This is a genomic window from Burkholderia stagnalis, assembly GCF_902830275.1.
Classification (GTDB): Bacteria; Pseudomonadota; Gammaproteobacteria; order Burkholderiales; family Burkholderiaceae; genus Burkholderia; species Burkholderia stagnalis.
Map to the genome: position 1 here is coordinate 131,859 of NZ_CADESW010000016.1, position 25,554 is coordinate 157,412.

Sequence of the window (25,554 nt, forward strand, 5' to 3'; positions counted from 1 at the left end):
CGAGGCTGACTTTATAAGAAATGAGGAAGTTGATGAAGCGAAAACTGATGATGTGCGCCGCCGCGGCGCTGGTGGCAGGCCACGCGCTGACCGCGCAGGCGGAACTGAAGGCCGGCGACGCCGCGCCGGATTTCACGACGCAGGCGTCGCTGGCCGGCAAGACTTACACGTACGCGCTCGCCGACGCGTTGAAGAAGGGGCCGGTCGTGCTGTACTTCTACCCGGCCGCGTTCACGAAGGGCTGCACGATCGAGGCGCACGCGTTCGCGGATGCGGTCGATCACTACAAGACGTACGGCGCGACGGTGATCGGCGTGTCCGCCGACGATATCGGCACGCTGACGAAGTTCTCGGTCAGCGAATGCCGCAGCAAGTTCCCGGTTGCCGCCGACCCCGACGCGAAGATCATCCGCGCATACGATGCGAAGCTGCCCGCGCTCGACCGCGCGAACCGCGTGTCCTATGTGATTTCGCCGGACGGGAAGATCCTGTACGCGTACACGAGCATGTCGCCGGACAAGCACGTCGAGAATACGCTCGGGGCCGTCAAGGCATGGGCGCAGGCGCACCCGAAACCGTGACGTGACCGGTGCGGCCGCCCCGCGGGGCGGCGCGCGGGCGTCAGGCGCGCAGCGCCTGCTCGATCGGCACGCCGCCGCCGACGAAGCCGATGGTCTTGCGCGAGATGCCGAGCTTGATCGCCTCGATCGCGGCCCATGCGACGTCCTGGCGCGACACCGGCGGCGCATGGTCGAGCCGTTCCTCGGTCAGCGCGATCTTGCCGACGCCGGGGCCGTCCGCGAGCGGGCCGGGGCGCAGGATCACGTAGTCGACGCCCGATGCGATCACGTGCTCGTCGCCTTCGAGCTTCATCTGCGAATAGTGGCGCAGCGCGCCGGGGCTGCGTTCCGGCCAGTAGGCCGACAGCGAGCTGATCACGACCAGCTTCTGCACGTTGCAGGCGAGTGCGTAATCGGCCGCGCGGGCAACCGCGTCGCGGTCGACCTGTTCTTCCTCGGCGGCGCCCTCCGATTCAGCCGAACCGGCCGCGTAGATCGCGTGCGTGATGCCCTGGAACGCGTGCGAGAAGTCGCCCTTCAGGTCGGCCTCGATCACCTTCGCGCCCGGCAGCGTGTAGCCGGGCCGGCGCACGAGCGCCGTGAGCTCGAATTCCGGCTGCTTCAGCAGCAGATCCGCGCAGGCCTGGCCGGTGCGGCCGGTTGCGCCAATCAGCAGTACCTTCGTCGTCATGAAACTGCTCCTTGATCGATGCGTCGTCGGTCCAGATGGGGACGGACGACCGATACTCAAGTGTATGTCGAATTGGCGCGGCGGCGGGCGGGTAATTGGGGGCGTACCGGCGAGGGCGTACCGGTGAAGGAAACGCAACGGTACTCACGCGCAATGGGGGAATGGCCCGCCGACCGGCTATCATGTGCGCGACGCATTTTCCGCCGCCGCGTTGCGACGCGCCGGCCAACCGGTTGGAGTACACATGGCATTACCCCTGGATAACGTCAGCATGGCGGTGTTCTGCGATTTCGAGAACGTCGCGCTCGGCGTGCGCGACGCGAAGTACGAGAAGTTCGACATCAAGCCGGTGCTCGAGCGGCTGCTGCTGAAGGGCAGCATCGTCGTCAAGAAGGCCTATTGCGACTGGGATCGCTACAAGGGCTTCAAGGCGTCGATGCACGAGGCGAGCTTCGAGCTGATCGAGATTCCGCACGTGCGCCAGTCGGGCAAGAATTCGGCCGACATCCGGCTCGTGGTCGACGCGCTCGACCTGTGCTACACGAAGTCGCACGTCGACACCTTCGTGATCATCAGCGGCGACTCGGATTTCTCGCCGCTCGTGTCGAAGCTGCGCGAGAACGCGAAGAAGGTGATCGGGGTCGGCGTGAAGAAGTCGACGTCGGACCTGCTGGTCGCGAACTGCGACGAATTCATCTTCTACGACGACCTCGTGCGCGAGCAGCAGCGCACGCTCGCGAAGCGCGAGCAGCAGCAGCGGGCGGCCGGCAACGGCGGCGCCAAGCGGCCGTCCGACGAGCCGTCGCGCAAGCCCGAGCTGGAGGCGCGCAAGGCCGAGGCGATCGCGCTGGCGGTCGAGACCTTCGATGCGCTCGCGTCCGAGCGCGACGACGTCGGCAAGATCTGGGCGTCGGTGCTCAAGAGCGCGATCAAGCGCCGCAAGCCGGATTTCAACGAGTCGTATTACGGCTTCCGCGCGTTCGGCAACCTGCTCGACGAGGCGCAGGCGCGCGGCCTGCTCGAGGTCGGCCGCGACGACAAGTCGGGCGCGTTCGTGTCGCGGGCGCGCCAGGCGGCCGTGGCGGAGCCGGCGCACGTCGACGTGCCGTCGTTGGCCGATGAGTCGCGGGCGGCCGAGCCTGCGCAGGCCGGGCGCGGGCGTCGCCACGGGCGGCACGGCGCGCCGCGCGCGCACGACGCGGCGCCGGCGATGGTCGAGGCGGTGACGGCCACGGCGGTGGAGGCCGACGCGGAAATCGCCGATCACGCCGGGGCGGCAGAGGCGGGCGATGCGAGCGGTGCGCACGAAGTGCACGGTGAGCACGGTGAGCACGACGAGAAGAAGGACGGCCGCAAGCGCGCGCGCAAGACCACGGCAAAGAAAGCCGCGACGAAGAAGGGCGACGCGAAGAAGACTGACGCGAAGGCAGCCGGCGCACGGCACGCCGACGAGCAACACGGCGACGCGAAGCAAGGCGAGCGCAAGCACGGCGAGGGGAAGCATGCGGAGCGGGCCCGCACGGAGACGCCGCAGGTCGAGATGAACTTTGTCGACAGCGCGCATGGCGACGCACCGTCAGCAGGCACGAAGGCGACTGCCGTCGCCGCCGTGGAGCCGCAACCCGAAGCGGCCGCCGACGCCAAGCCGAAGAAGCCGGCCCGCAAGGCCGCGCCCCGTGCGCGACGGCCGCGCAAGACCGCGACGGCGGCGGAATGAACGCCGGATGACGCGTGCCCGATCGGCGCGTCAGCGCGCCGCCGGGCCGGCCGGTGTGCGCTGACGCGTCACGCCTGGCCGTCCAGCACGTACGGCCGCGTCATCACTTCCAGGAAATGGCCGTCCGGGTCGTCGAAATAGAGCCCCCGGCCGCCGTTGTGCCGGTAGATTTCGCCGGCGCGCTGTTTCGACGGATCGGCCCAGTACGTCAGCCCGCGCGCTTGAATGCGCGCAAACACGCGATCGAATGCCGCCTCGTCGATCAGAAACGCATAGTGCTGCGTCGCGATCGCGCCGCTGCGCTCGTAGAAATCGAGCGATACGCCGTTCTCGAGCTGCACGACCAGCATCGGTCCGAACGGGACCGGCGGCGGCAATTCCAGCAGGTCCGTGAGAAACCGGGTGGACGCGAGCTTGTCGCGGCACCAGACGATCGTATGGTTCAGCTGCACGTTCATGTTGGGTCCCCGGAGGAAGGGCGCGGCAGCGCGCATGCACACACGATAGACGATGCCCGCCCGCGTTCAAGGCGGATCGGCGGCGGGAGGGGCGGCCGGCGGGCGCGCTCGCGCGTCCCGCCGGCGATCACGGCCGGGTGCCGTCAACTGCCCGCGACCGTCGCGCCGCCCGACGCGCCACCGCCGCGCCGCTTCTCGACCCACACCCGCAGCCGGTCCATGTACAGGTAGACGACCGGCGTCGTATAGAGCGTCAGCACCTGCGACACGATCAGGCCGCCGGCGATCGCGATGCCGAGCGGCGCGCGCAGCTCGGCGCCGTCGCCGCTGCCGAACGCGAGCGGCAGCGCGCCGAGCAGCGCCGCCATCGTCGTCATCATGATCGGCCGGAAGCGCAGCCGGCACGCCTCGCGGATCGCGTCGAACGACGACATCCCGCCGTTGCGCGTCGCGTCGATCGCGAAGTCGACCATCATGATCGCGTTCTTCTTCACGATGCCGATCAGCAGGATCACGCCGATCAGCGCGATGATGCTGAACTCGGTCTTGAACAGCAGCAGCCCGAGCAGCGCGCCGACGCCGGCCGACGGCAGCGTCGACAGGATCGTGATGGGATGGATGTAGCTCTCGTACAGGATGCCGAGCACGATATAGACGGCCATCAGCGCGGCGAGGATCAGGATCGGCTGGTCGTCGAGCGATTTCTGGAACGCCTGCGCGGTGCCCTGGAAGCTGCCGTGGATGGTCGGCGGCATGCCGATCTCGGCCATCGTCTGGTAGATCGCCTGGGTCGCGGTCGACAGCGACATGCCGGGCGGCAGGTTGAACGAGATCGTCGTCGCGACGAACAGCCCCTGGTGGTTGACCGACAGCGGCGTGGTGCTCGGCCCGAACGACGCGATCGACGACAGCGGCACCATCGTCGACTTCGACGTCGACACCGCCGCGCCCGACGACGCGCTCGACTTGCCGCTCGCCGCGATCGAGTTGAGCGCCTGGTTGCGCGCGGAATCGGACGCGATCGCGGCAGCGCTCTGCACGCCCGTGCCGGCGCTCGACGTGCCGGCCTTCGTCGCGACGTAGGTGCCCGCTGCCGCGTTGGTCGTCTGCGCGCCGCTCGCGCTGCCGCCCGACGTGCTGATCCACACCTGGTTCAGCATTTCCGGGCTCTGCCAGTACTTCGGCGCGACTTCCATCACCACGTGATACTGGTTCAGCGGGTTGTAGATCGTCGAGACCTGGCGCTGGCCGAACGCGTCGTACAGCGTGTTGTCGATCTGCGCGGGCTTGATGCCGAGCCGCGCGGCGGTCGCGCGGTCGATCGTCACCATCGCCTCGAGGCCGCCCTGCTGCTGGTCGGAGTTCACGTCGGTCAGCTCGGGGCGCTTCTGCAGCGCCTCGGTCAGGAGCGGCCCCCACTTGTACAGCTCGGCGCTCGAATCGCCGAGCAGCGTGAACTGGTATTGCGCGCTGCTCTGGCGGCCGCCGACGCGGATGTCCTGCGCCGCCTGCAGGAAGGTGCGCGCGCCCGCGACGTCGGCGAGCCTCGGGCGCAGCTGCTGGATCACCTGGTCGGCCGACAGCCTGCGTTCGGTGCGATCCTTCAGCGTGACGAACATGAAGCCCGAGTTGGTCTGCGTGCCGCCCGTGAAGCCCGCGACGCTCTTCACGTTCGGGTTCGCCTGCACGATGCGCATCATCTCCGAGAACTTCAGCTTCATCGACTGGAACGACGTGCTCTGGTCGGCCTGGATGCCGCCGATCATCAGGCCCGTATCCTGCTGCGGGAAAAAGCCCTTCGGCACGACGACGTACAGGTAGACGTTCAGGCCGACTGTCGCGAACAGGATCAGCAGGATCATCAGCGGATGGCGCAGCGACCACGACAGCGAGCGCTCGTAGCCGTGCTGCATGCGCGCGAAACCGTGCTCGAGCCAGCGCGCGAAGCGGCCCTCGGCGCGCTTGTCGTGCGGCTCGGGCAACAGGCGCGCGCACATCATCGGCGTGACGGTGAGCGACACCGCGAGCGACACCGCGATCGCGAGCGACAGCGTGAGCGCGAATTCGCGGAACAGGCGCCCGACGATGCCGCCCATCAGCAGGATCGGCAGGAACACAGCGACCAGCGAGATGCTCATCGACAGCACCGTGAAGCCGACCTCGCGCGCGCCGTCGAACGCGGCCTGCAGCCGCGGCGTGCCGTTCTCGATGTGGCGCGAGATGTTCTCGAGCACGACGATCGCGTCGTCGACGACGAAACCGGTCGCGACGATCAGCGCCATCAGCGACAGGTTGTCGATCGAGAAGCCGAGCAGGTACATCGCGCCGAACGTGCCGACGATCGAGATCGGCACCGCGACGCTCGGGATCAGCGTCGCGCGCCAGTTGCGCAGGAACAGGAACACGACCATCACGACGAGGCCGACCGCGATCAGCAGCGTGTGCTCGGTGTCGCGCAGCGACGCGCGGATCGTCGTGGAACGGTCGAGCACCGGCGTCACCTCGATGTCGGCGGGCAGCGCGGCGGTGAGCTTCGGCAGCGCGGCGCGCACGCGGTCGATCGTCTCGATGATGTTCGCGCCGGGCGAGCGGTAGAGGATCACCAGCACCGCGCGCTTGCCGTTCGCGAGGCCGAGGTTGCGCAGGTCCTCCACCGAATCGACGACGTCCGACAGGTCGGACAGCCGCACGGCGGCGCCGTTGCGGTACGCGACGACGAGGTCGCGGTATTGCGACGCGTGCGACGCCTGGTCGTTCGTATAGAGCTGGAAGCGCTGCGGGCCGAACTCGATCGCGCCTTTCGGGCTGTTCGCGTTGGCGGACGCGAGCGCGGCGCGCACGTCTTCCAGCCCGATCCCGTAATGGAACAGCGCGTGCGGTTCGAGCTCGACGCGCACCGCGGGGTTCGCGGAGCCGCTCACCGACACCTGGCCGATCCCCTCGACCTGCGACAGCGACTGCTGCAGCACGGTCGACGCGGCGTCGTACAGCTTCGCGGGCGACGAGGTTTCCGACGTCAGCGACACGATCATGATCGGCGAGTCGGCCGGGTTCACCTTGCGGTACGTCGGGTTGCTCTTGAGCGCGGCGGGCAGGTCGGCGCGCGCGGCGTTGATCGCCGCCTGCACGTCGCGCGCGGCGCCGTCGATGTCGCGGTTCAGGCCGAACTGCAGGATGATCCGCGCGTTGCCGACGGTGCTGGTCGACGTCATTTCCGACACGTCGGCGATCGAGCCGAGGTGGCGTTCGAGCGGGCTCGTCACGCTGGTCGCGACCGTCTCCGGGCTCGCGCCGGGCAGCGACGCCTGCACCGAGATCGTCGGGAAATCGACCTGCGGCAGCGGTGACACGGGCAGCTTGATGAACGCGAACAGGCCCGCGAGCGCGACGCCGAGCGCGAGCAGCGTGGTCGCGACGGGGCGGGTGATGAAGGGGCGCGACAGGTTCATCGCTTACGCATCCGTGCGCGTGCCGGCGGCCGGGCCGCGGCGTTCGAACCAGCCGCGCACGCGGCGCGCGAGCGAATCGAAGCCGAGGTAGATCACGGGCGTCGTGAACAGCGTCAGCACCTGCGACACGATCAGGCCGCCGGCGATCGCGATGCCGAGCGGCTGGCGCAGCTCGGAGCCCGCGCCGGCGCCGACGATCAGCGGCACCGCGCCGAGCAGCGCGGCGAGCGTCGTCATCAGGATCGGCCGGAAGCGCAGCAGGCACGCCTGGTAGATCGCCTCGCGCGGCGGCTTGCCTTCCGCGCGTTCGGCCTCGAGCGCGAAGTCGATCATCATGATCGCGTTCTTCTTCACGATGCCGATCAGCAGCACGATGCCGATGATGCCGATGATGTCGAGGTCGTGCCCGGTGATCATCAGCGCGAGCAGCGCGCCGACGCCCGCCGACGGCAGCGTCGACAGGATCGTGATCGGGTGGATGTAGCTCTCGTACAGCACGCCGAGCACGATGTACATCGTGATGACCGCCGCGAGGATCAGGAACAGCTGGTTCGACAGCGACGCCTGGAACGCGAGCGCCGCGCCCTGGAAGCGGGTCTGGAACGACGCGGGCAGGCCGATGTCCTGCTCGGCCGCGGCGATCGCCTTGACCGCCTCGCCGAGCGACGCGCCGGGCGCGAGGTTGAACGAGATCGTCGTCGACGGAAACTGCGACACGTGCGCGACGAGCAGCGGCGACGGCCGCTCGTGGAACGTCGCGATCGACGCGAGCGGCACCTGGCCGCCGCCGGCGGACGGCAGGTAGATGTTGTTCAGCGAGTCGGTGTAGTGCTGCATCTGCGGCTCGGACTCGAGGATCACGCGGTACTGGTTCGACTGCGTGAAGATCGTCGACACGATGCGCTGGCCGTATGCGTCGTACAGCGCGTTGTCGACGGTCGCGGGCGTGATGCCGAAGCGCGCGGCGCTCGCGCGGTCGATCTCGACGTACACCGACTGGCCGCCGTTCTGCAGGTCGGTCGCGACGTCGGCGAGCGACGGCTCCTGCTTCAGGCGCGACACGAGCTTCGGCACCCAGGTCGCGAACTCGTCGTTGTTCGGGCTCGTCAGCATGAACTGGTATTGCGTCGGGCTGACCGTCGAGTCGATCGTCAGGTCCTGCACCGACTGCAGGTAGAGCGAGATGCCGGGCACGTGCGACACGCGCTGCTGCAGGCCGCGGATGATCTCGGCCGCGGTTTCCTTGCGCTGGTCGCGCGCCTTCAGGTTGATCAGCATCCGGCCGCTGTTCAGCGTGATGTTGGTGCCGTCGACGCCGATGAACGACGTCAGGCTCTCGACGTTCGGATCCTTCAGGATCTCGGCGGCGAGCTGCTGCTGGCGCTCGGCCATCGCGCCGTACGAGATCGACTGCGGCGCCTGCGTGATCGCCTGGATCACGCCGGTGTCCTGCGACGGGAAGAAGCCCTTCGGGATCAGCACGTACAGCAGGCCCGTCAGCACGAGCGTCAGCACCGCGACGACGAGCGTCGAGCGCTCGCGGTTCAGCACCCATTCGAGCGCGACCGCGTAGCGCGCGATCACCCGGTCGATCGCCTGGTGCACGCGCGCCTCGAAGCGGTGGCTCTCGGGCGGCGGCGAGTGGCGCAGCAGCTTCGCGCACATCATCGGCACGAGCGTGAGCGACACGATCGCCGAGATCACGATCGTCACCGCGAGCGTGATCGCGAATTCGTGGAACAGCCGCCCGACCACGTCGCCCATGAACAGCAGCGGGATCAGCACCGCGATCAGCGACACCGTCAGCGAGATGATCGTGAAGCCGATCTGCTTCGAGCCCTTCAGCGCGGCCTCGAGCGCCGAGTCGCCTTCCTCGACGTAGCGCGCGATGTTCTCGATCATCACGATCGCGTCGTCGACCACGAAGCCGGTCGCGATCGTCAGTGCCATCAGCGACAGGTTGTTCAGCGAGAAGCCGGACAGGTACATCACCGCGAGCGTGCCGATCAGCGACAGCGGCACGGACAGGCTCGGGATGATCGTCGCGTAGACGTTCGCGAGGAACAGGTACATCACCAGCACGACCAGCGCGACCGCGACGCCGAGCTCGAACTGCACGTCGCGCACGGCCGCGCGGATCATCGTCGTGCGGTCGGTCACGATGCGCACGTCGAGCGCGCCGGGCAGCGATTCCTGCAGCTTCGGCAGCTGCGCCTTGATCGCGTCGACCGTCTGGATCACGTTCGCGCCCGGCTGGCGCTGCACGTTCAGGATGATCGCGGGCTCCGAATCGACCCACGCGCCGAGCTTGGTGTTCTCCGAGCCGGCGACGATCTTTGCGACGTCGGTCAGCATCACCGGCCGGCCGCCCTTGTATGCGACGACGGCGTCCTGGTACTGGTCGGCGCTCGTCAGCTGGTCGTTCGCGTTGATCGTGTACGCGCGCGTCGGGCCGTCGAAGTTGCCCTTCGGCGTGTTGACGTTCAGGTTCGAGATCGTCGTGCGCAGGTCGTCGAGGTTCAGCCCGTACTGTGCGAGCGCGGTCGGGTTCGCCTGGATCCGCACGGCCGGCCGGTTGCCGCCCGACAGGCTGACGAGGCCGACGCCCGCGACCTGCGAGATCTTCATCGCGAGCCGCGTATCGGCGAGATCCTGCACCTGCGTGAGCGGCAGCGTCTTCGACGTGACGGCGAGCGTCAGCACCGGCGCGTCGGCCGGGTTGACCTTCGCGTAGATCGGCGGGGCGGGCAGGTCGGACGGCAGCAGGTTGCCGGCCGCGTTGATCGCGGCCTGCACTTCCTGCTCGGCGATGTCGAGCGGCAGGTCGAGGCTGAACTGCAGCGTGATCACCGACGCGCCGGCCGAGCTCTGCGACGACATCTGGTTCAGCGACGGCATCTGCCCGAACTGCCGCTCGAGCGGCGCGGTGACCGACGACGTCATCACCTCGGGGCTCGCGCCCGGATAGAAGGTCTGGACCTGGATGGTCGGGTAGTCGACCTGCGGCAGCGCCGCGAGCGGCAGGAAGCGCAGCGCGACGAGGCCGGCCAGCAGGATGGCCGCCATCAGCAGCGCGGTGCCGACCGGCCGGAGAATGAAGATGCGGGACGGATTCATCGTGCGGCCTGCGCGTTATTGAGCCTGCGATGCGCCGCCGTGATGCCGGCCGCGGTGCTCGCCCTTCGCGCCGGAGGCTCCCGAGGCGCCGCTCGCGCCGTTCGCGCCCGATGCGCTTTTCGGCTTGTCGGCCGGGATCGTGATCTTCGCGCCTTCGCGCAGGCGGTCCGAACCGTCGGTGACGACCCGCTCGCCCACCGCGAGGCCGTCGGTGATGCTGGTGCGCTCGCCGTCGACCGGGCCGACCTTCACCTTGCGCACCGTCACCGTGCTGTCCGGCTTGACGACGTACACGAACTGGCCGATCGAGCCGGTCAGCACGGCTGCGGTCGGCACGATCGTCGCGTCGCGCACGACGTCGACGAGCAGCCGCGTGTTGACGAACTGATTCGGGAACAGCAGCCCGCCCTGGTTCGCGAAGGTCGCGCGCAGCTTGACCGTGCCGGTGGCCGTGTCGATCTGGTTGTCGAGCGTCTCGAGCGCGCCCGTCTCGAGCGGCACCGTGTTGTTGCGGTTGTACGCGGTGACCGACAGCTTCTTGCCGGCGTTCACCTGCTTGAGGATCTGCGGCAGGTTGTCCTCGGAGGTCGTGAACAGCACGCTGATCGGCTGGATCTGCGTGATCACGACGAGGCCGTTCGTGTCGCCCGGCGTGACGTAGTTGCCGGGGTCGACCTGGCGCAGGCCGACGCGGCCCGACACCGGCGCCGTGATGCGCGCGTACACGAGGTTCAGCTTCGCCGAATCGATCGCGGCCTGGTCGGTCTTCACCGTGCCCTCGTATTGCTTGACAAGCGACGCCTGCGTGTCGACCTGCTGCGACGCGATCGAATCCTGCGCGAGCAGCGTCTGGTAGCGCTTCAGGTCGAGGCGGGCGGTCGCGAGGAGCGCCTGGTCGCGCGCATGCGTGCCTTCGGCGTTCGCGAGCGCGTTCTGGTACGGGCGCGGGTCGATCTGCGCGAGCACGTCGCCTTTGCGGACGAGCTGGCCTTCCTGGAACGCGACCGACTGCAGGTAGCCGGACAGCTGCGTCTTGACGGTCACGTTCGCGAGCGGCGTCACGGTGCCGAGCGCGGACAGCACGACCGGCATTTCGCCGCGCGTCGCGGTCGCCACCTGGACCGGCTGCGGGATGCTCGCCATCGCGGCCGGGCCGCCGCGGCCATGCCGGCCGCCGCCCGCGTCGGCATCCGCGCCGGGCTTGCCGGCGGGCGCGCCGCTCCACGGATGCCACCACAGCAGGCCGCCGGCCACGGCGAGCGCAAGCGCGCCGAGCATCAGCGTGCGGCGCGGGCGGCGTGCGGCGGGGGAGGCGGGCACAGGTTCGTGTGCGGGGGGCGTGGGCTTTTGTTGGTTGTCCATCGGTTCGGTCTGGAAGACGGCGCGGCGTGCCGCGAAGTAGGCGGCGAAGCGGGCTGCGCGTGGGCATGCGGCGTCAGGCGGGCCGGCCCGGCCGCGGCCTGCGCGGGAAAAGAGCTGTGCGCACCGCGAGGGCGGCGCGACGATGGGCATGATGCTACGTGCCGTCCCCGTTACAGTCCAGCGGTCTATCTTTCAACGGGTTACGGTCGTTACAGAACGCGCCGGACCGCGCGCGGGTGCACGCGGGTGCAATTACGCGCGGCTGCGCCGGGCCGGTGCGCCGCCGATCTCGCGCGTGATCTTCGCGATGCATTCGTGCAGCGCGGGCACCGCGTGCTCCGCGAGCCATTCGGGTGGGCACTGATGCGCCGCGCCGCCGCAATTCACCGAATAGCATTGCCCGGACGGCCCGACGAAACCCGCGGCGACCGCGTTCAGGCCCTCGCGCCATTCGCCGATCGCGATCGTGTGGCCGTCGCGCGCCGCTTCGTCGAGCGCCGGGTTGAGCCGCGCGAACACATGCGGCCAGTCGTCGCCGGCGGCGGCCCGCAATGCGTCGATCAGCGCGCGGCGTTCGTCGGTGTCGAGGGCGGCGAGATACGCGCGGCCGACCGCGGTGCGCGCGATGTCCATCCGCGAGCCGATCTCGAGCCGCGTGACGAGCACCGCCGAGCGTGGCCGGATCACGTCGATCGCGACCATGTCGAGGCGGTCGCGCACCGCGAGGTGCACGGACAGCGACGTGCGTTCGGCCAGCTCGATCATGAACGGCCGCGAACGCGCGCGGATGTCGAAATTGCGCAGGAAGCCATGGCTCAGCTCGAGCACCGACGCGGTCAGCACGAAGCGCTCGCTGTCCGGCAACTGGAACAGGAAGCCGGCGCTGACGAGCGTCGCGGTGATGCGCGACACGGTCGGCTTCGGAATACCGGTCAGTTCGGTCAGCTCGCGGTTGCTGACCGGCGCGTCGGCGGCGGCGATGCGCCGCAGCACGGCCAGGCCGCGCGCAAGCGCGGTAATCTCGTCGGGGGACGAATCGCGTTCGCGGGGAGCAGGCGGGTTCACGGGTGTCGACACGGGGCGTTCTCTCTATTTCCGAAACTTGATTTCAATTTTGTTTGATTTGTAGGATGATTGTCAAAGAATGCATGTTATCCGGATGAACCGTTCATCGTATGGGATTTTACGGGTTCACCCTTGGTTTATTAGGAAAACGCTGAAGCTTGCAACACTGTAAACCGTATCGGCAGCTGCAAATACCGCTTGACTTGTCGGTCGGAAACGGAAAGAATGTCTCACGTTTTCGAAACATCGTTTCGGAGTTTAACCGGCAACGTTGTTTCGCGCAGTCTCTCAGGTTCTAGCACGGCCCTCGGAATGGCTAGAACTTTTTTAGCGCCACGGTCTCCGTGGCGCTTTTTTTTGTCCGTTCGCCGCGCAGCGCCATCTGCGCGCCCGGCCCGCATTATCCCCCCGTCCCCGAATCGTCCCGCGCGAATGCGCGCTGCCGGCGCGCGCGCAAAAAAAACGCGATGCCGCAGGGGCATCGCGCGAAAGACGGCGTAGAGCCGACGAATGAAACGTGATGAAGAAGCGGGGGCTGCGCCGGGCGTCAGGCCTTCGCGAGCTTGATGCTCGTCGGCTCGGCCGTCAGGTAGCCGACGCTCGCGCCGAAGCGGTCCTTGTAGTTCGCGCGCACGAGCGGGTCGAGCGTCGGCTTGACCTTGTCGTGCAGCGGCGACTCCCAGTCGCCCGCGTGCTGGAAGTTGCTCATGATGTACGTCCAGCCGTTGATCTCGTCGACCGCGTGCAGGCCCGTCGATTCGGCGCCGGCCGGGCAGGACAGCACGCGCGCGAGCGCCTTCGTGTCGACGTTGTACGCCCACAGGAAGTTGGTCACGTGCATGCCCGAGTCCTCGCCGATGAACAGCGTGCGCAGCTTTTCCGAGAACTTCAGGTTGTCGGGGTTCGCGATCTTGTCCGGGTTCGCGAGGTTGCCGAGCGCGTCCGCGGCGGCGAGATCCTCGCCGACCAGCGCGGCCGGCGCGGCCATGTCGACCGGCACCCACTCGCTGTCGATCGCGGCGCCCGTCGTGTCGCGCTGGCCGCCCTTCAGGTTCAGCGCGTAGACGGCGCCCGCGGCGATCTTCTTGTCGACCGCGACGTCGCGCGACGCCGCGTTGCCCTTGACCATCGACGTCTCGATCCGCGACATCGCCGTGTAGACGATCTTGTCCTTCGCGTTCACCGTCGTGCCTTCGAGCTTCGTGAAGCCCATGCTGCCGCCGAGCAGCGCCGCGTAGCGGTGCGTCTCGAGGAACGCGGCGGCTTTTTCCATGCCGGGCTTCACGCGGATCCAGTTGAACTTGCCGCCGAAGTGGACCTTGGTGAAGCTCGCGTCGGCCGGATCGGTCGTCGCGACGTCCATGATGTCCGATGCCTTCAGCGTGTTCGCGAGCGCCTCGATCTCGGCGCTCGTCGCGTGGCCGATCCTGATCCACGTGAGCGTCGCGGCGCCCGCGCCGGCCGACGACGTCTGCGTCCACTTCGCGACGTACAGCGTGCCGGCCGACAGGTCGGCCGCCTTGTCGGCGACGAACATGAACAGGCCGCCGTTGGTCGCGTCGTCGCCCATCATCACGGTGCGCTGGTCGGGCAGCACCTGGATCAGCTCGTGCGAGATGCGGCCGAGGCAGTAGTGCTTCTTCACCGTGCCGGTGCCGTCCGGGTTCACGGTGATTTCGGGCAGGTGGCCGTAGTGGTACGGGTTCGCCTTCGTCTCGTCGCCGAAGGTGTTCTTGCTGAATGCCTTGAACTGCGCGTCGGTCGCGGCCTTCGTCGCGTCCGGTTCGTATTCCTCGCTCGACAGGTGCGTGCCCCACGGCGACAGGCTCGCGCCGCAGGTGATCCACAGGCCGTGCGCCTTCGACGTGTCGACGTTGTGGTACTTGACGAGCTTCAGCGCGCCGGTGGCCGGATCCTGGTCGAGCGTGAGCACCGCGATCGGCGACGGCAGCTGGCCGTACTGCGACACGCTCGCCTGGTCGCGCGTCGTGTATTCGAACTGCACGACCGCGAACACCGTGTTGCCCTTCACGCCGGCCACGCTGGCGTTCTTCAGCGTCAGCAGCGAGCTGCCGTCCGGGCAGTCCGAATAGAACTGGCGCTCCTTGCCCGCGACCGAGCGGTCGATGATCGGCTGGTTGTTGATGTCGTAGTAGCCGCCCGCGAGGATCGTGCCGCCCTTGCCGTCCGGCACCAGGTCGCCCGTCACGAAGAACGGCTTGTACGCGAGCGTGTAGTTGGTCGACGTGCCGTCGGCGAAGGATACCGACAGCGTCGAGCCGACCGTCGTCGTGGCCATGGCCGCCGCGTTGGCGAGCGTGGGCGCCGCCATCGGCGAGAACGTCGCCGCGGCGAACGCGGCGGCGGCCGGCGTCGACGCGGGATTGTCGTCGCCGCCGCAGCCCGTCAGCATGGCGGGCAGCGCGAGCCCGGAGAGCGGCAGCATGGGTGCGCCGGCGAGGATCTTCAGGGCGTGACGACGGGAAGCATTGGGCAACGCGGGCATGTGGTGTCCAGTTTCGGTTGTTGGAAGAATGTCGCCTTCACGTTGCTTGCGATCGCAAGCCGTACGAAGGCGAATTGAAAACTGGACAGCAGTTTAGGGACGCTCGATGAAAGTTTTTTGAATTGAAGTTGTAGGGGTGTCGAGCGCCTGCTCGAATTTCAATCGCGCTCGGGCGTTGCCGAGATGCGATGGATCGACAGGTCGGCGCCGTCGAATTCCGCCTCGCGGTCGAGGCGCAGGCCGACCGTCGCCTTCAGCGCGCCGTACACGAGCGTGCCGCCGGCCAGCGCGATCGCGATGCCGCCGAGCGTGCCGACGAGCTGCGACATGAACGACACGCCGCCGAGGCCGCCGAGCGCGGGCAGCCCGAACACACCGGCCGCGATGCCGCCGAGCGCGCCGCACATCCCGTGCAGCGGCCACACGCCGAGCACGTCGTCGATGCGCCACTTGTTCTGTACGCGGGTGAACATCGCGACGAACAGCGCGCCGGCCGCCGCGCCGGTCGCGAGCGCGCCGATCGGGTGCATCACGTCGGAGCCCGCGCACACCGCGACGAGCCCCGCGAGCGGGCCGTTGTACGTGAAGCCCGGGTCGTTGCGGCCCGCGAACCACGCGGCGAGCGTGCCGCCGACCATCGCCATCAGCGAGTTCAGCGCGACGAGGCCGCTCACCTTGTCGAGCGTCTGCGCGCTCATCACGTTGAAGCCGAACCAGCCGACCGCGAGCACCCACGCACCGAGCGCGAGGAACGGGATGTTCGACGGCGGGTGCGCGGCGATCCGGCCGTCGTTGCCGTAGCGGCCGTGGCGCGCGCCGAGCAGCAGCACCGCGGGCAGCGCGATCCAGCCGCCGAACGCGTGTACGACGACCGAGCCCGCGAAATCGTGGAATGGCGCGCCGAACGCGTGCGCGAGCCAGGCCTGCACGCCGTAGCGCTCGTTCCACGCGATCCCTTCGAAGAACGGGTAGAGGAAGCCGACGATGATCAGCGTCGCGACGAGCTGCGGATTGAACTTCGCGCGCTCGGCGATGCCGCCGGAGATGATCGCCGGAATCGCCGCGGCGAACGTCAGCAGGAAGAAGAAGCGCACCAGCGCATAGCCGTTGTGCTGCGACAGCGTGCCGATGTCGTCGAAGAACTCGACGCCGTACGCGATCGTGTAGCCGATGAAGAAGTACGCGATCGTCGACACCGAGAAATCAACCAGGATCTTCACGAGCGCATTGACCTGGTTCTTCCGGCGCACCGTGCCCAGCTCGAGAAATGCGAAGCCCGCGTGCATCGCGAGCACCATGACGGCGCCGATCAACAGGAACAGCGTATCGACGCCGGATTTCAGACCATCCATTCCAAGGCTTCCTTGCGCAAAAAACGGGCAAGGAACGCAAAAATCGAGCCAAGCTGGTGAATGCCTGCGTGGAATTGGTGCGGCGCGCCGCGCGGCGCGGCATGCCGACGGTGCGCGGGTGCACCGTGGCGTCACGGCGGCGACCGGGAGAGGGTACGGGCCGCACGCACATGGTGCGGCGTGGGTCGGGCTGGTGCGCGCGAGATGCCGGATGGTGCGGCGTGCGCACCTCGGTGGCGCGTCAGGCGTGCGTAAACAACGCGCGTGGGCGGCGCAGCCGCAGCGCGCACACCGCCCAGTAAGCGGCGACCGACGCCAGCCCGAGCGCGGCGAACGCGATCGCCGCGCATCCCGCCGGCGACGCGTTGTCGCCATCGCTGATCAGGATGCCGCGCACGACGATCAGCGCGGCCGTCCAGAAGCCGAGGATCGCCTGCGACATCAGGCGGGCGGATTCGATGCGGCGCTGGCGGCCGATATCGGCCGGATGGCGCGTGTGCGGCGCGCGCAGGCACAGGAACAGGCTGACGGCCAGCAGGGCCGCCAGGGCGATGAGCCAGTTGATGAGGAAATTCATGGACGTCGGGATGCGGGCGAGGCGGGTTGAAGCTGCATCACTGTAGAGGGATCGCGCGCGCGATTGAATCAGACGAGTCCGAAATTGAAAGCTATCTTTAACCTGCGGTTGGCGAACGCGGCGGGCATCGGCGGTATCATCGTCGTCGGTTCAACTAGGAAGGCCGTGCGACGCGCGGCCAGGACATGCTGATGAAGATGAAGACATGGCGATTGGGAGGCGGGCCCGCGCTGGCGGCCGCCGCCGCGTGCGCGGCGCTGCTGCTCGCGGGATGCGACAAGCAGGACGCGCCGCCCCCGCAATCCGACACCGCCGCGAGCGCGGCCGCCGACGTCGCGAAGCACGCGACGCAGGCGATCGACCAGATGGCCAGCACGGTCAACCAGCAGCTCGGGGTCGCGAAGGCGGGCATCGCGTCCGCGGCGTCGGCCGTGCCGCCGCTCTCCGCGAGCGGCCTCGCGTCCGCCGCGCAGGCGCAGTTCGATGCGGCAGCGTCCGCGGTCGTCGCCCACGCCGCGTCCGAGGCTGGCGCACGGATCGCCGAGGCGGGCCGCAAGCTCCAGCAATGGAGCCAGCAGGGCGCATCCGCGGCTACGCCGGCAAGCGGCCATTGATTGATCGGCCACTTGCGCGATCCGTTAAATGTACTTATCATGGTTACATATGTTGCCGGCCGCAGTCGGGGCCGGCGACGCCGAGTGAGTCAGGAATGAATACCAGCAGCCGCTTCGCGTTTGCCGTGCACGTGCTTGCCTTGTTGTCGATGCAGGAAGGCGAGCCGCTGTCGTCCGACATGATCGCCGGCAGCGTGAACACGAACCCGGCGCTGATCCGCCGGCTGCTGTCGATGCTGGCGGCCGCCGGGCTGACGACGTCGCAGCTCGGCGCCGGCGGCGGCGCGCTGCTGGCGCGCGAGCCGGGCGGCATCACGCTGCTCGACGTCTACCGGGCAGTCGACGACGCGCAGCTGTTCGCGCTGCACCGCGAGGCGCCGAATCCCGCGTGTCTCGTCGGGCGGCACATCCAGGGTGCGCTGACCGACTACATCGGCGATGCGCAGCGCGCGATGGAAGCGTCGCTGGCGACCCGCACGCTGGCCGACGTGACGGCCGACGTGCTGAATTCCGAGCAGCTTCGGCTGCATTCGGCCGGCGCGGGCTGACGGGCGGGCAGCAGGGCAGTGAGCCGGGCGGCGCGACAGCGGCGGCCGGCGCAACGGGGTCGATCAATGGATCGTCCCATTTTTTTCGCACTTATATGTAATTGGAAAAGTTACATATTTTTTGGAGAATCGACATGACGCAACGTACCTTGAACATCGCACTCTTCGGCGCCACCGGCACGATCGGCTCGCGCATCGCCGCCGAGGCCGCGCGACGCGGCCACCGCGTGACGGCGCTGTCGCGCACGCCGGGCGCGAGCGCCAACGGCATCACCGCGAAGGCCGCCGACCTGCTCGATCCGGCCAGCATCGCGGCCGCGCTGCCGGGCCACGACGTCGTCGCGAGCGCGTACGGCCCGAAGCAGGACGATACGGCGAAGGTGGTCGCGGCCGCGCGCGCGCTCGTCGACGGCGTGCGCCAGGCGGGCCTGAAGCGGCTCGTCGTGGTGGGCGGCGCGGGTTCGCTCGAAGTCGCGCCGGGCAAGCAGCTCGTCGACGTCGACGGCTTTCCGGACGCGTACAAGCCGGTCGCGCTCGCGCATCGCGATGCGCTCGCGTTCCTGCGCACCGTCAACGATCTCGACTGGACGTTCTTCGCGCCGGCCGCGCTGATCGCGCCGGGCGAGCGCACGGGCGTGTTCCGCACCGGCGTCGGGGCGCTGATCGTCGATGCGAACGGCGACAGCAAGATCTCGACGGAAGACTACGCGGTGGCGTTCGTCGATGCGCTCGAGCAGGGCAGCTTCGTGCGCGAGATCGCGACCGTCGCGTACTGAGCCGCACGGCAGGCCGCATGACGCGGCTGCCGGCCCGTTTCGGCGGGGCCGCCGCCGCTTGCGGCTACACTAGGCGATCCGTGTTACCCCAGACAGGATCGCAATTTGCTTTCGTTCTCCTTGCAATTTCTGGGCTGGGCCTTGATGGCCTGCTGTCTTGTGTTGCTGTTCCGCCGCGTCGCGACGGGCCGGCCGCTCCGGCCCCGTATCTCGTCCGGCATGGTCGTATTCGGCGTTGCGCTTGCGTGCGCACAGCCGGCATCGGCTGCGGCCGTGCCCGGACTCGCCGCTTTCCAGACGCTGATGACCCCGGCGGTGGCCGATGCGCCCGCGTCGGCGGCGTCGGGCGCGGCTGCGTCGGGCGCCGCGGCGGCATCGGCGCCGTCGCCGGCGAGCGCCGCCGAGATCGCGCAGTCGTTCAATGCGGTGATCCGCATGCTCGACAACGACCGGCAGCGCAGCGCGCTCGTGTCGCAGCTCAAGGCGCTGCGCGACGTCGCGCAGACCGCGCAGGCAGCGTCCGGCGCATCGGCCGCGTCGGCCGCGAACGCGGGCCTGTGGGGCGCGATCGCGTCCGGCATGGCGTCCGTCGAATCGAGCATGAAGCAGGGCGACTCGCCCGTGCGCTACTGGGCGGGCCGTTTCAACGCGGCCGGCAACGAGCTGTACACGATCATGAGCGGGCACGGGCCCGACTCGTTCGGCCGCGTGCTGCTCGACTTCGCGCTGCTGCTCGTCGGCTGGGGCGCGTGCGCGGTCGTGCTGATCGCGATCCAGCAGCGGCTTGCCGCGCGCCTCGGCGTGGCGATGAGGCTCAATCCGAACCCGAGCGCGCACGAGATGTTGATGTTCGCGCTGCGCCGCGTCGGCCCGTGGATCATCGCGTTCGTGCTCGTGCTGACGATCGCGCGCAACCTGCCGGAATCGCTCGGCCGCACCGTCGCGCTGGTGATCGCGTACGCGATCGTCGCCGGTTCGGTGTTCGCGGCGCTGTGCCTGATCATGTTCGCGCTTTTCAGCGCCGGCCACCGCCGCGCGGCGGGGCGCGTGCTGATCGAGCGCTCGTGGCGCCTGCTGCGCGTGATCGGCGCGTTCGGCGCGCTCGGCGATGCGCTGCTCAACTACGATGTCGGGCACCTGCTCGGCACCAATCTCGCGGGCCTGATCGCGACGGTCGCGAACATGGCGGCGGCCACGTTGTGCGCGTATTTCGCGCTCGCCTACCGGCGCCCGGTCGCGCACCTGATCCGCAACCGCAGCTACGCGCAGCGCACGGGCCATCGCGCGACCACGGAGATGGCCGAATTCGCCGCGTGGCTGTGGCCGGTGCCGGTGCTGCTGCTCGCGTTCGCCGCGGTGTTCGGCACGCTCGCGGGCAGCCGCACGTCGTCGAACCTGCTGCAGACGTCGATCGTCACCGCGCTGCTGCTGGTGCTCGCGTTCTTCCTGTCGGCGGTCGTGCTGCGCATCACGCGGCCGAACCCGGCGCACCGCCGCGTGCGGCGCAACCAGTCCGCGTACGTCGCGCGCCTCGTGCGCTTCGCCGGTTCGCTCGCGACGCTGTTCGTCTGGCTCGGCTACATCGAGCTGACGTCGCGGCTGTGGGGCATCTCGATCGCGCGCATCGTCGAGCACAGCGTGGCCGCGCGCGGCATCGCGCAGGCGATGTCCGCGATCGTCGTCACGTGGTTCGTGTCGTGGCTCGTGTGGATCATCGTCGACACCGCGATTCTCGAGGCGCTCAACTCGGCCGCCGCGCGGCGCGGCCGCAATCCGAGCGTGCGCGCGCGCACGATGCTGCCGCTCGTGCGCAACGTGGTGTTCGTGTCGATCATCACGATCGCCGCGATCGTCACCGCGGCGAACCTCGGCATCAACGTCACGCCGCTGCTCGCCGGCGCCGGCGTGATCGGCCTCGCGGTCGGCTTCGGCGCGCAGTCGCTCGTGTCCGACCTGATCACGGGGCTGTTCATCATCGTCGAGGACACGATCTCGGTCGGCGACTGGATCGACGTCGACGGCGGCCACGCGGGCACCGTCGAGCACCTGTCGATCCGCACCGTGCGGCTGCGCGACGGGCAGGGCGCGCTGCACGCGATCCCGTTCTCGCAGATCAAGATCGTCAAGAACCTGTCGCGCGACTTCGGCTGCGCGGTGTTCGAGGTGCGTGCGCCGCTGTCCGCCGACGTCGACGCGATCACGCGCCTGATTCACGACGCGGGGTCGGACCTGTGGAGCGACTTCACGGTGCGGCGCCAGATGCTCGGCGGCGTCGAGGTGTGGGGGCTCGACCGGTTCGAGCCGAACTGGCTGATCGTCAAGGGGCAGATCCGCACGCAGCCGCTGCAGCAGGCGACGGTGATGCGCGCGTTCAATGCGCGCGTGAAGGCAAGGATGGAAGCGGCGGGCATCGAGATTCCGGTGCCGCAGATGCAGGTGGTGTCGCCGCCCAGGCACGGCGCCGCGCAAGGGCCGGTGACCGCGGCCGGCGAGGTCGGGGCGGCCAACGAGGCGACGGTGGCGCCGGTCGCGCCGGCGGACGGGGCGCATGCGGCGCCGGCCTCGACCTCGGTCTCGGCCTCGGCCGTGCGTGACGGCGGCGCAACCTGAGCCGGCGCCGGCGGCCTGACGCGCATGTCGGTATTTATACCGGTCGACGCGGACAAGCAGTTTTCATATTGTTCCCCGGGATGCTATGTGCATAGAATAAATTTCTATCGACAAAGGGCCGGGGAAATGGATGCCATCGATCGCAAGCTGCTGGAGCTGTTGCAAGCGGATGCCACGCTGCCGATTGCGGAGCTCGCGCAACGCGTGAACCTGTCGCAGACGCCGTGCTGGAAGCGCGTGCAGCGGCTCAAGGAGACGGGCGCGATTCGCGCGCAGGTCGCGCTGTGCGATCCGCGCAAGCTGGGCGTCGGCACGACGGTGTTCGTCGCCGTGCGCACCAACCAGCACACCGAGGAGTGGGCGCTGCGCTTCACGGAGGCCGTGCGCGACATGCCCGAAGTCGTCGAGGTCTACCGGATGAGCGGCGAGACCGATTACCTGCTGCGCGTCGTGGTCGCGGGCATCGACGACTACGATCGCGTCTACAAGCAGCTGATCCGCGCGGTGCCGCTGTTCGACGTCAGCTCGTCGTTCGCGATGGAGCAGATCAAGTATTCGACCGCGCTGCCCGTGCGCGACGTCGCCGAGCCGGCGTAAGCGCCGGTTCGACGCGCGCCGCCGTCGCGGTCAGCGGCCGCGCGCGAGTGCGCGGGCGCGTTCGTCGGCAAGCGCGTCGCGGCGCACGAAGTCGGCGACGAATGCGCTGGCCGGCGCGTGGTGCAGCGCGTACGGCGTATCCCATTGCGCGAGCCGCCCGTGCTGCATCACGCCGATGCGGTCGGCGATCGCGAACGCTTCCGCCTGGTTGTGCGTGACGAGGATCGCCGTGTGGCCGGTGCGCTTCAGGATGTCGCGCAGCTCGAACGCGAGCCGCTCGCGCGTATCGACGTCGAGGTTCGAGAACGGCTCGTCGAGCAGCAGCAGTTCCGGCGACGGCGCGAGCGCGCGGGCGAGCGCGACGCGCTGCTGCTGGCCGCCGGACAGCTCGTGCGGATACGCGCCGGCGGCGTCCGCCAGGCCGACCAGCGCGAGCATCTCGGCGACGCGCGCGCGCCGTTCGGCCGCCGGCCGCCGCCGCAGGCCGAATGCGACGTTGTCTGCGGCGCTCAGGTGCGGGAACAGCGCGTAATCCTGGAACATCATGCCGATGCGCCGCCGCTCGGGCGGCACGTCGACCGACGGCGACGCGACGCTCGCGCCGTCCAGCACGATGCGGCCCGCGCGCACCGGCTCGAAGCCGGCGATCGCGCGCAGCACGGTCGTCTTGCCGCAGCCGGACGCGCCGAGCAGGCAGCCGATGTCGCCGCGGGGCAGCGCGAGGCTGAGCCCGTCGACCACCGTGCGGCGGCCCTGCGGCGTGTCGTAGGCGAGGGTGAGGGCGTCGAGTTCGAGCAGGTTCACGGTGTCAGGTTCCGATCTTGTGGCGGGTGCGGGCGAGCAGGATCACGGGCACGAGCCCGGCGAGTACGATCGCGAGCGCGGCGACCGCGCCTTCCTCGTAGGTGCCGCGCGCGGCCTCCGCGTACAGCCAGGTCGCGAGCGTGTCGAAGTTCAGCGGGCGCAGCAGCAGCGTCGCCGGCAATTCCTTCATCGCGTCGACGAACACCAGCAGCGCGCTCGTCGTCAGCGCGGGGCGCAGCAGCGGCAGGTGCACGCGCCGCAGCGTGCCGCCGGCGGTTTCGCCGAGCGAGCGGGCCGCCTGCTCGAGCGACGGCGGGATGCGCGCGAGGCCGGCCTCGATGCTGCCGGCCGAGATCGCGAGGAAGCGCACCGTGTACGCAACCACGAGCGCGGCCGCGGAGCCCATCAGGATGAGCCCGTCACGGCCGAGCGCCGCGCCGATCACGCGATCGGCGGCCGCGAGCGGGATCAGCAGGCCGATCGCGAGCACGGTGCCCGGCACCGCGTAGCCGAGGCTTGCGATCCGTGCGCAAACGCGCGCCGGGCCCGCGCCGGCGCTGTCGCGCTGCGCGCGCGCGGCCCAGGCGATGACCAGCCCGCATGCGAGCGTCGCCGCGGTGGCGGCGCCCGCGACCGTCAGCGTGTTGACGAGCCCCGTCAGCAACTGCGCGGACACGCCGCCGACGAGATGCAGCCGCTTGCCGGTTTCGACCGCGAGATACGCGGCCGGCGCGCCGAAGCCGAGCAGCACCGGCAGCCAGCCGAGCGCCGCAGCGCTCCACGCGGCCGGCCCGCGCAGCCGGCGCGGCGCGATCGGGCGCATGCGCCGGCCGTGCGCATAGCGCTGGCGGCGGCGCCCGTAGCGCTCGAGCACGATCATGCCGACGACGATCGCGAGCATCGCCAGCGCGATCTGCGCGGCGCCGGCGAGGTCGGAACGGGTGATCCAGGTGGTGTAGACGGATACGGTCAGCGTCTGCACGCCGAGAAATTCCGATGCGCCGATGTCGTTCAGCGTCTCGAGCAGCGCGAGGCTGACGCCGACCGCGATCGCCGGCCGCGCGAGCGGCACGACGACCCGCCAGAACGTTGCGATGCGCCCCGCGCCGAGCGTGCGCGCGGCTTCGAGCAGGCTCGCGGACTGCGTGACGAACATCGCGCGGGTGCTCAGGTAAACATACGGGTACAGCACGAAGCCGAGCACGAAGATCGCGCCCGGCAGCGAGCGCAGGTCGGGCAGGCGGAACTGCCGCGGGCTGTCGAAGCCGAGCAGCCAGCGGATCGCGCCCTGCACGGGGCCGATCGGATGCAGCAGGTCGAGATACGCGAACGCGACGATGTAGGTCGGCACCGCGAGCGGCAGCAGCAGCGCCCAGGTCAGCGCGCGGCGGCCCGGGAAGTCGTACGCGGTGACGAGCCACGCGCTGCCGGTGCCGACGATCGTGACGATCGCGCCGACGCCTGCGAGCAGCAGCAGCGTGTTCGCGAGCGCCTGCGGCAGCACGAATTCGGCGAGATGCCGCCAGTGCGCGAGGTCGGCACCGAAGGCAGCGCCGACGAGCACGGCAAGCGGCGCCGCGACCACCGCGGCGATCGCGAGCGCCGCGGCGAGCCACACGCCGCCCTTCAGGCGCGGCGCCCGCCGCGGGCGGCGGGCGGGCGCGAACGATGCATCAGTTGTCAAAGCCGACCTTGTCGACGAGCTGGCTCGCCTGCTTGCGGTATTTCGCGATCTCCACGAGCGGCAGCGGGTCGACCTTCAGCGGGCCGAAGCTCGCGACGACCGGGTCCAGCTTCACGTTCGCGCGCACCGGATACTCGTAGTTCGCCTGCGCGTACAGCGTCTGCGCGTCCGGCGACACGAGGTATTCGAGCAGCTTGACCGCGTTGGCCTTGTGCGGCGCGTGCTTCGCGACCGCCGCGCCGCTGATGTTCACGTGCGTGCCGCCGCTTTTCGCGTTCGCGAAGGTCGGCCGCACGACCTTGATCGCGTCGCCCCACTTGCGCGCGTCGGTGCCCGGTTCCGCGTTCTTCATGTGGCCGACGTAGTACGCGTTCGCGAGCCCGACGTCGCAGATCCCGCCGAGAATGTCGCGCGCGACGTCGCGGTCGCCGCCCGTCGCCTTGCGCGCGAGGTTCGCCTTCACGCCGCGCAGCCATTTCTCGGTCGCGGCTTCGCCGTCGTGCGCGATCATCGACGCGACCAGCGCGGTGTTGTACGGATGCTGGCCGGAGCGGATGCACACCTTGCCCTTCCACTTCGGATCGGCGAGGTCTTCGTAGCGGAACGCGTCGACCTTCAGGTCTTTCTCGACGTACAGCACGCGGTCGCGCAGCGACAGCGCGTACCAGTCGCCCTGCGCGCCGCGCAGGTTGGCGGGAATCGCGTCGTCGAGCGCCTTCGAGCGGACCGGCTGGGTGACGCCGCCGTCGACCAGGTCGAGCAGGTTGCCGATGTCGACCGTCATCAGCACGTCGGCCGGCGACTGGCCGCCTTCCGCCTTCACGCGCTCGAGCAGGCCGTCCTTCACGAACACGGTGTTGACCTTGATGCCGTTCTGCTTCGTGAACGCGTCGATCAGCGGCTGGATCAGCTTCGGCTCGCGGGTGGTGTACAGGCTGACTTCCTCGGCCGCGTGGGCGAGCGGCGCGAAGGCGGCCGCGGCGACGGCGAGGGCGCCGACGAGCGGCAGCAGGCGGGTGCGCGGATGCGACATGGGAGCTCCGGTGAGGCAGGTGGACGAAGAAGGT

Annotated in this window: 19 protein-coding genes; 7 read left to right on the top strand and 12 right to left on the bottom strand. The window is 69.2% G+C overall.

What is annotated here, in order from left to right; genetic code table 11:
- Positions 1 to 32 precede the first annotated feature (32 nt).
- Positions 33 to 581 carry a peroxiredoxin gene (locus tag HWY45_RS25325; protein ID WP_059564797.1) on the top strand — a complete coding sequence of 183 codons (549 nt, stop codon included), beginning with the start codon at positions 33 to 35 and terminating at the stop codon, positions 579 to 581.
- 40 nt (positions 582 to 621) lie between these two features.
- Here HWY45_RS25325 and HWY45_RS25330 read toward each other — a convergent pair whose 3' ends face one another.
- Complete coding sequence (locus HWY45_RS25330; RefSeq protein ID WP_059564798.1) at positions 622 to 1,251, bottom strand: SDR family oxidoreductase; 630 nt, start codon at positions 1,249 to 1,251, stop codon at positions 622 to 624.
- Between the two features lie 244 nt (positions 1,252 to 1,495).
- Between HWY45_RS25330 and HWY45_RS25335 the strand changes: the two genes are divergently transcribed.
- On the top strand, positions 1,496 to 2,968 hold the full coding sequence (locus HWY45_RS25335) for an NYN domain-containing protein (protein ID WP_059882805.1): 1,473 nt from the start codon (positions 1,496 to 1,498) through the stop codon (positions 2,966 to 2,968).
- 68 nt (positions 2,969 to 3,036) lie between these two features.
- Here HWY45_RS25335 and HWY45_RS25340 read toward each other — a convergent pair whose 3' ends face one another.
- From HWY45_RS25340 to HWY45_RS25375, 8 genes are all read right to left on the bottom strand, one after another.
- The gene (locus tag HWY45_RS25340; protein WP_059882803.1) at positions 3,037 to 3,426 is read right to left on the bottom strand and encodes a VOC family protein; all 390 of its coding nucleotides are present in this window, start codon (positions 3,424 to 3,426) and stop codon (positions 3,037 to 3,039) included.
- A gap of 143 nt (positions 3,427 to 3,569) precedes the next feature.
- Positions 3,570 to 6,875, bottom strand: a complete 3,306-nt coding sequence (locus HWY45_RS25345; RefSeq protein WP_059882801.1) for an efflux RND transporter permease subunit — start codon at positions 6,873 to 6,875, stop codon at positions 3,570 to 3,572.
- 3 nt (positions 6,876 to 6,878) lie between these two features.
- The gene (locus HWY45_RS25350; protein WP_059802852.1) at positions 6,879 to 9,992 is read right to left on the bottom strand and encodes an MdtB/MuxB family multidrug efflux RND transporter permease subunit; all 3,114 of its coding nucleotides are present in this window, start codon (positions 9,990 to 9,992) and stop codon (positions 6,879 to 6,881) included.
- Positions 9,993 to 10,007: 15 nt separating this feature from the next.
- A complete protein-coding gene (locus HWY45_RS25355) occupies positions 10,008 to 11,354 on the bottom strand; it encodes an MdtA/MuxA family multidrug efflux RND transporter periplasmic adaptor subunit (protein WP_059882799.1) in 1,347 nt (448 codons plus the stop codon).
- Positions 11,355 to 11,606: 252 nt separating this feature from the next.
- Positions 11,607 to 12,431 carry an IclR family transcriptional regulator gene (locus HWY45_RS25360; RefSeq protein WP_059802849.1) on the bottom strand — a complete coding sequence of 275 codons (825 nt, stop codon included), beginning with the start codon at positions 12,429 to 12,431 and terminating at the stop codon, positions 11,607 to 11,609.
- 535 nt (positions 12,432 to 12,966) lie between these two features.
- Positions 12,967 to 14,925: a PhoX family protein gene (locus HWY45_RS25365; RefSeq protein ID WP_059564805.1), complete on the bottom strand. Its 1,959-nt coding sequence runs from the start codon at positions 14,923 to 14,925 to the stop codon at positions 12,967 to 12,969.
- Positions 14,926 to 15,083: 158 nt separating this feature from the next.
- Positions 15,084 to 16,277: an ammonium transporter gene (locus HWY45_RS25370; RefSeq protein WP_059802845.1), complete on the bottom strand. Its 1,194-nt coding sequence runs from the start codon at positions 16,275 to 16,277 to the stop codon at positions 15,084 to 15,086.
- Between the two features lie 241 nt (positions 16,278 to 16,518).
- Positions 16,519 to 16,854, bottom strand: a complete 336-nt coding sequence (locus HWY45_RS25375; RefSeq protein WP_059882797.1) for a hypothetical protein — start codon at positions 16,852 to 16,854, stop codon at positions 16,519 to 16,521.
- Between the two features lie 191 nt (positions 16,855 to 17,045).
- Here HWY45_RS25375 and HWY45_RS25380 point away from each other — a divergent pair, with 191 nt between their 5' ends.
- From HWY45_RS25380 to HWY45_RS25400, 5 genes are all read left to right on the top strand, one after another.
- Positions 17,046 to 17,468, top strand: a complete 423-nt coding sequence (locus tag HWY45_RS25380) for a BCAL1086 family glycoprotein (RefSeq protein ID WP_059882888.1) — start codon at positions 17,046 to 17,048, stop codon at positions 17,466 to 17,468.
- 95 nt (positions 17,469 to 17,563) lie between these two features.
- The gene (locus HWY45_RS25385) at positions 17,564 to 18,016 is read left to right on the top strand and encodes an Rrf2 family transcriptional regulator (protein ID WP_059882794.1); all 453 of its coding nucleotides are present in this window, start codon (positions 17,564 to 17,566) and stop codon (positions 18,014 to 18,016) included.
- A gap of 134 nt (positions 18,017 to 18,150) precedes the next feature.
- The gene (locus HWY45_RS25390; RefSeq protein WP_059802843.1) at positions 18,151 to 18,792 is read left to right on the top strand and encodes an NAD(P)-dependent oxidoreductase; all 642 of its coding nucleotides are present in this window, start codon (positions 18,151 to 18,153) and stop codon (positions 18,790 to 18,792) included.
- A gap of 219 nt (positions 18,793 to 19,011) precedes the next feature.
- Positions 19,012 to 21,402, top strand: coding sequence for a mechanosensitive ion channel family protein (locus tag HWY45_RS25395; RefSeq protein ID WP_230946825.1), 2,391 nt, complete (start codon positions 19,012 to 19,014; stop codon positions 21,400 to 21,402).
- Between the two features lie 126 nt (positions 21,403 to 21,528).
- Positions 21,529 to 21,999 (top strand): Lrp/AsnC family transcriptional regulator, encoded by a 471-nt coding sequence (locus HWY45_RS25400; protein WP_059564811.1) that lies wholly within the window; start codon positions 21,529 to 21,531, stop codon positions 21,997 to 21,999.
- A gap of 30 nt (positions 22,000 to 22,029) precedes the next feature.
- Here HWY45_RS25400 and HWY45_RS25405 read toward each other — a convergent pair whose 3' ends face one another.
- The 3 genes from HWY45_RS25405 to HWY45_RS25415 are packed head-to-tail and all read right to left on the bottom strand — an operon-like array spanning position 22,030 to position 25,520.
- Positions 22,030 to 22,803 carry an ABC transporter ATP-binding protein gene (locus HWY45_RS25405; protein WP_059564812.1) on the bottom strand — a complete coding sequence of 258 codons (774 nt, stop codon included), beginning with the start codon at positions 22,801 to 22,803 and terminating at the stop codon, positions 22,030 to 22,032.
- 4 nt (positions 22,804 to 22,807) lie between these two features.
- The gene (locus HWY45_RS25410; protein ID WP_059882791.1) at positions 22,808 to 24,487 is read right to left on the bottom strand and encodes an ABC transporter permease; all 1,680 of its coding nucleotides are present in this window, start codon (positions 24,485 to 24,487) and stop codon (positions 22,808 to 22,810) included.
- Positions 24,477 to 25,520, bottom strand: a complete 1,044-nt coding sequence (locus HWY45_RS25415) for a Fe(3+) ABC transporter substrate-binding protein (protein WP_059564814.1) — start codon at positions 25,518 to 25,520, stop codon at positions 24,477 to 24,479. Before HWY45_RS25415 ends, HWY45_RS25410 begins: the two co-directional genes overlap by 11 nt.
- Positions 25,521 to 25,554 lie beyond the last annotated feature (34 nt).

Coding starts and splice junctions, on each gene's coding strand:
- HWY45_RS25325 (WP_059564797.1), top strand. CDS start 33: ATGAAGCGAAAACTGATGATGTGCGCCGCCGCGGCGCTGGTGGCAGGC.
- HWY45_RS25330 (WP_059564798.1), bottom strand. CDS start 1,251: ATGACGACGAAGGTACTGCTGATTGGCGCAACCGGCCGCACCGGCCAG.
- HWY45_RS25335 (WP_059882805.1), top strand. CDS start 1,496: ATGGCATTACCCCTGGATAACGTCAGCATGGCGGTGTTCTGCGATTTC.
- HWY45_RS25340 (WP_059882803.1), bottom strand. CDS start 3,426: ATGAACGTGCAGCTGAACCATACGATCGTCTGGTGCCGCGACAAGCTC.
- HWY45_RS25345 (WP_059882801.1), bottom strand. CDS start 6,875: ATGAACCTGTCGCGCCCCTTCATCACCCGCCCCGTCGCGACCACGCTG.
- HWY45_RS25350 (WP_059802852.1), bottom strand. CDS start 9,992: ATGAATCCGTCCCGCATCTTCATTCTCCGGCCGGTCGGCACCGCGCTG.
- HWY45_RS25355 (WP_059882799.1), bottom strand. CDS start 11,354: ATGGACAACCAACAAAAGCCCACGCCCCCCGCACACGAACCTGTGCCC.
- HWY45_RS25365 (WP_059564805.1), bottom strand. CDS start 14,925: ATGCCCGCGTTGCCCAATGCTTCCCGTCGTCACGCCCTGAAGATCCTC.
- HWY45_RS25370 (WP_059802845.1), bottom strand. CDS start 16,277: ATGGATGGTCTGAAATCCGGCGTCGATACGCTGTTCCTGTTGATCGGC.
- HWY45_RS25375 (WP_059882797.1), bottom strand. CDS start 16,854: ATGAATTTCCTCATCAACTGGCTCATCGCCCTGGCGGCCCTGCTGGCC.
- HWY45_RS25380 (WP_059882888.1), top strand. CDS start 17,046: ATGAAGATGAAGACATGGCGATTGGGAGGCGGGCCCGCGCTGGCGGCC.
- HWY45_RS25385 (WP_059882794.1), top strand. CDS start 17,564: ATGAATACCAGCAGCCGCTTCGCGTTTGCCGTGCACGTGCTTGCCTTG.
- HWY45_RS25390 (WP_059802843.1), top strand. CDS start 18,151: ATGACGCAACGTACCTTGAACATCGCACTCTTCGGCGCCACCGGCACG.
- HWY45_RS25395 (WP_230946825.1), top strand. CDS start 19,012: ATGGTCGTATTCGGCGTTGCGCTTGCGTGCGCACAGCCGGCATCGGCT.
- HWY45_RS25400 (WP_059564811.1), top strand. CDS start 21,529: ATGGATGCCATCGATCGCAAGCTGCTGGAGCTGTTGCAAGCGGATGCC.
- HWY45_RS25415 (WP_059564814.1), bottom strand. CDS start 25,520: ATGTCGCATCCGCGCACCCGCCTGCTGCCGCTCGTCGGCGCCCTCGCC.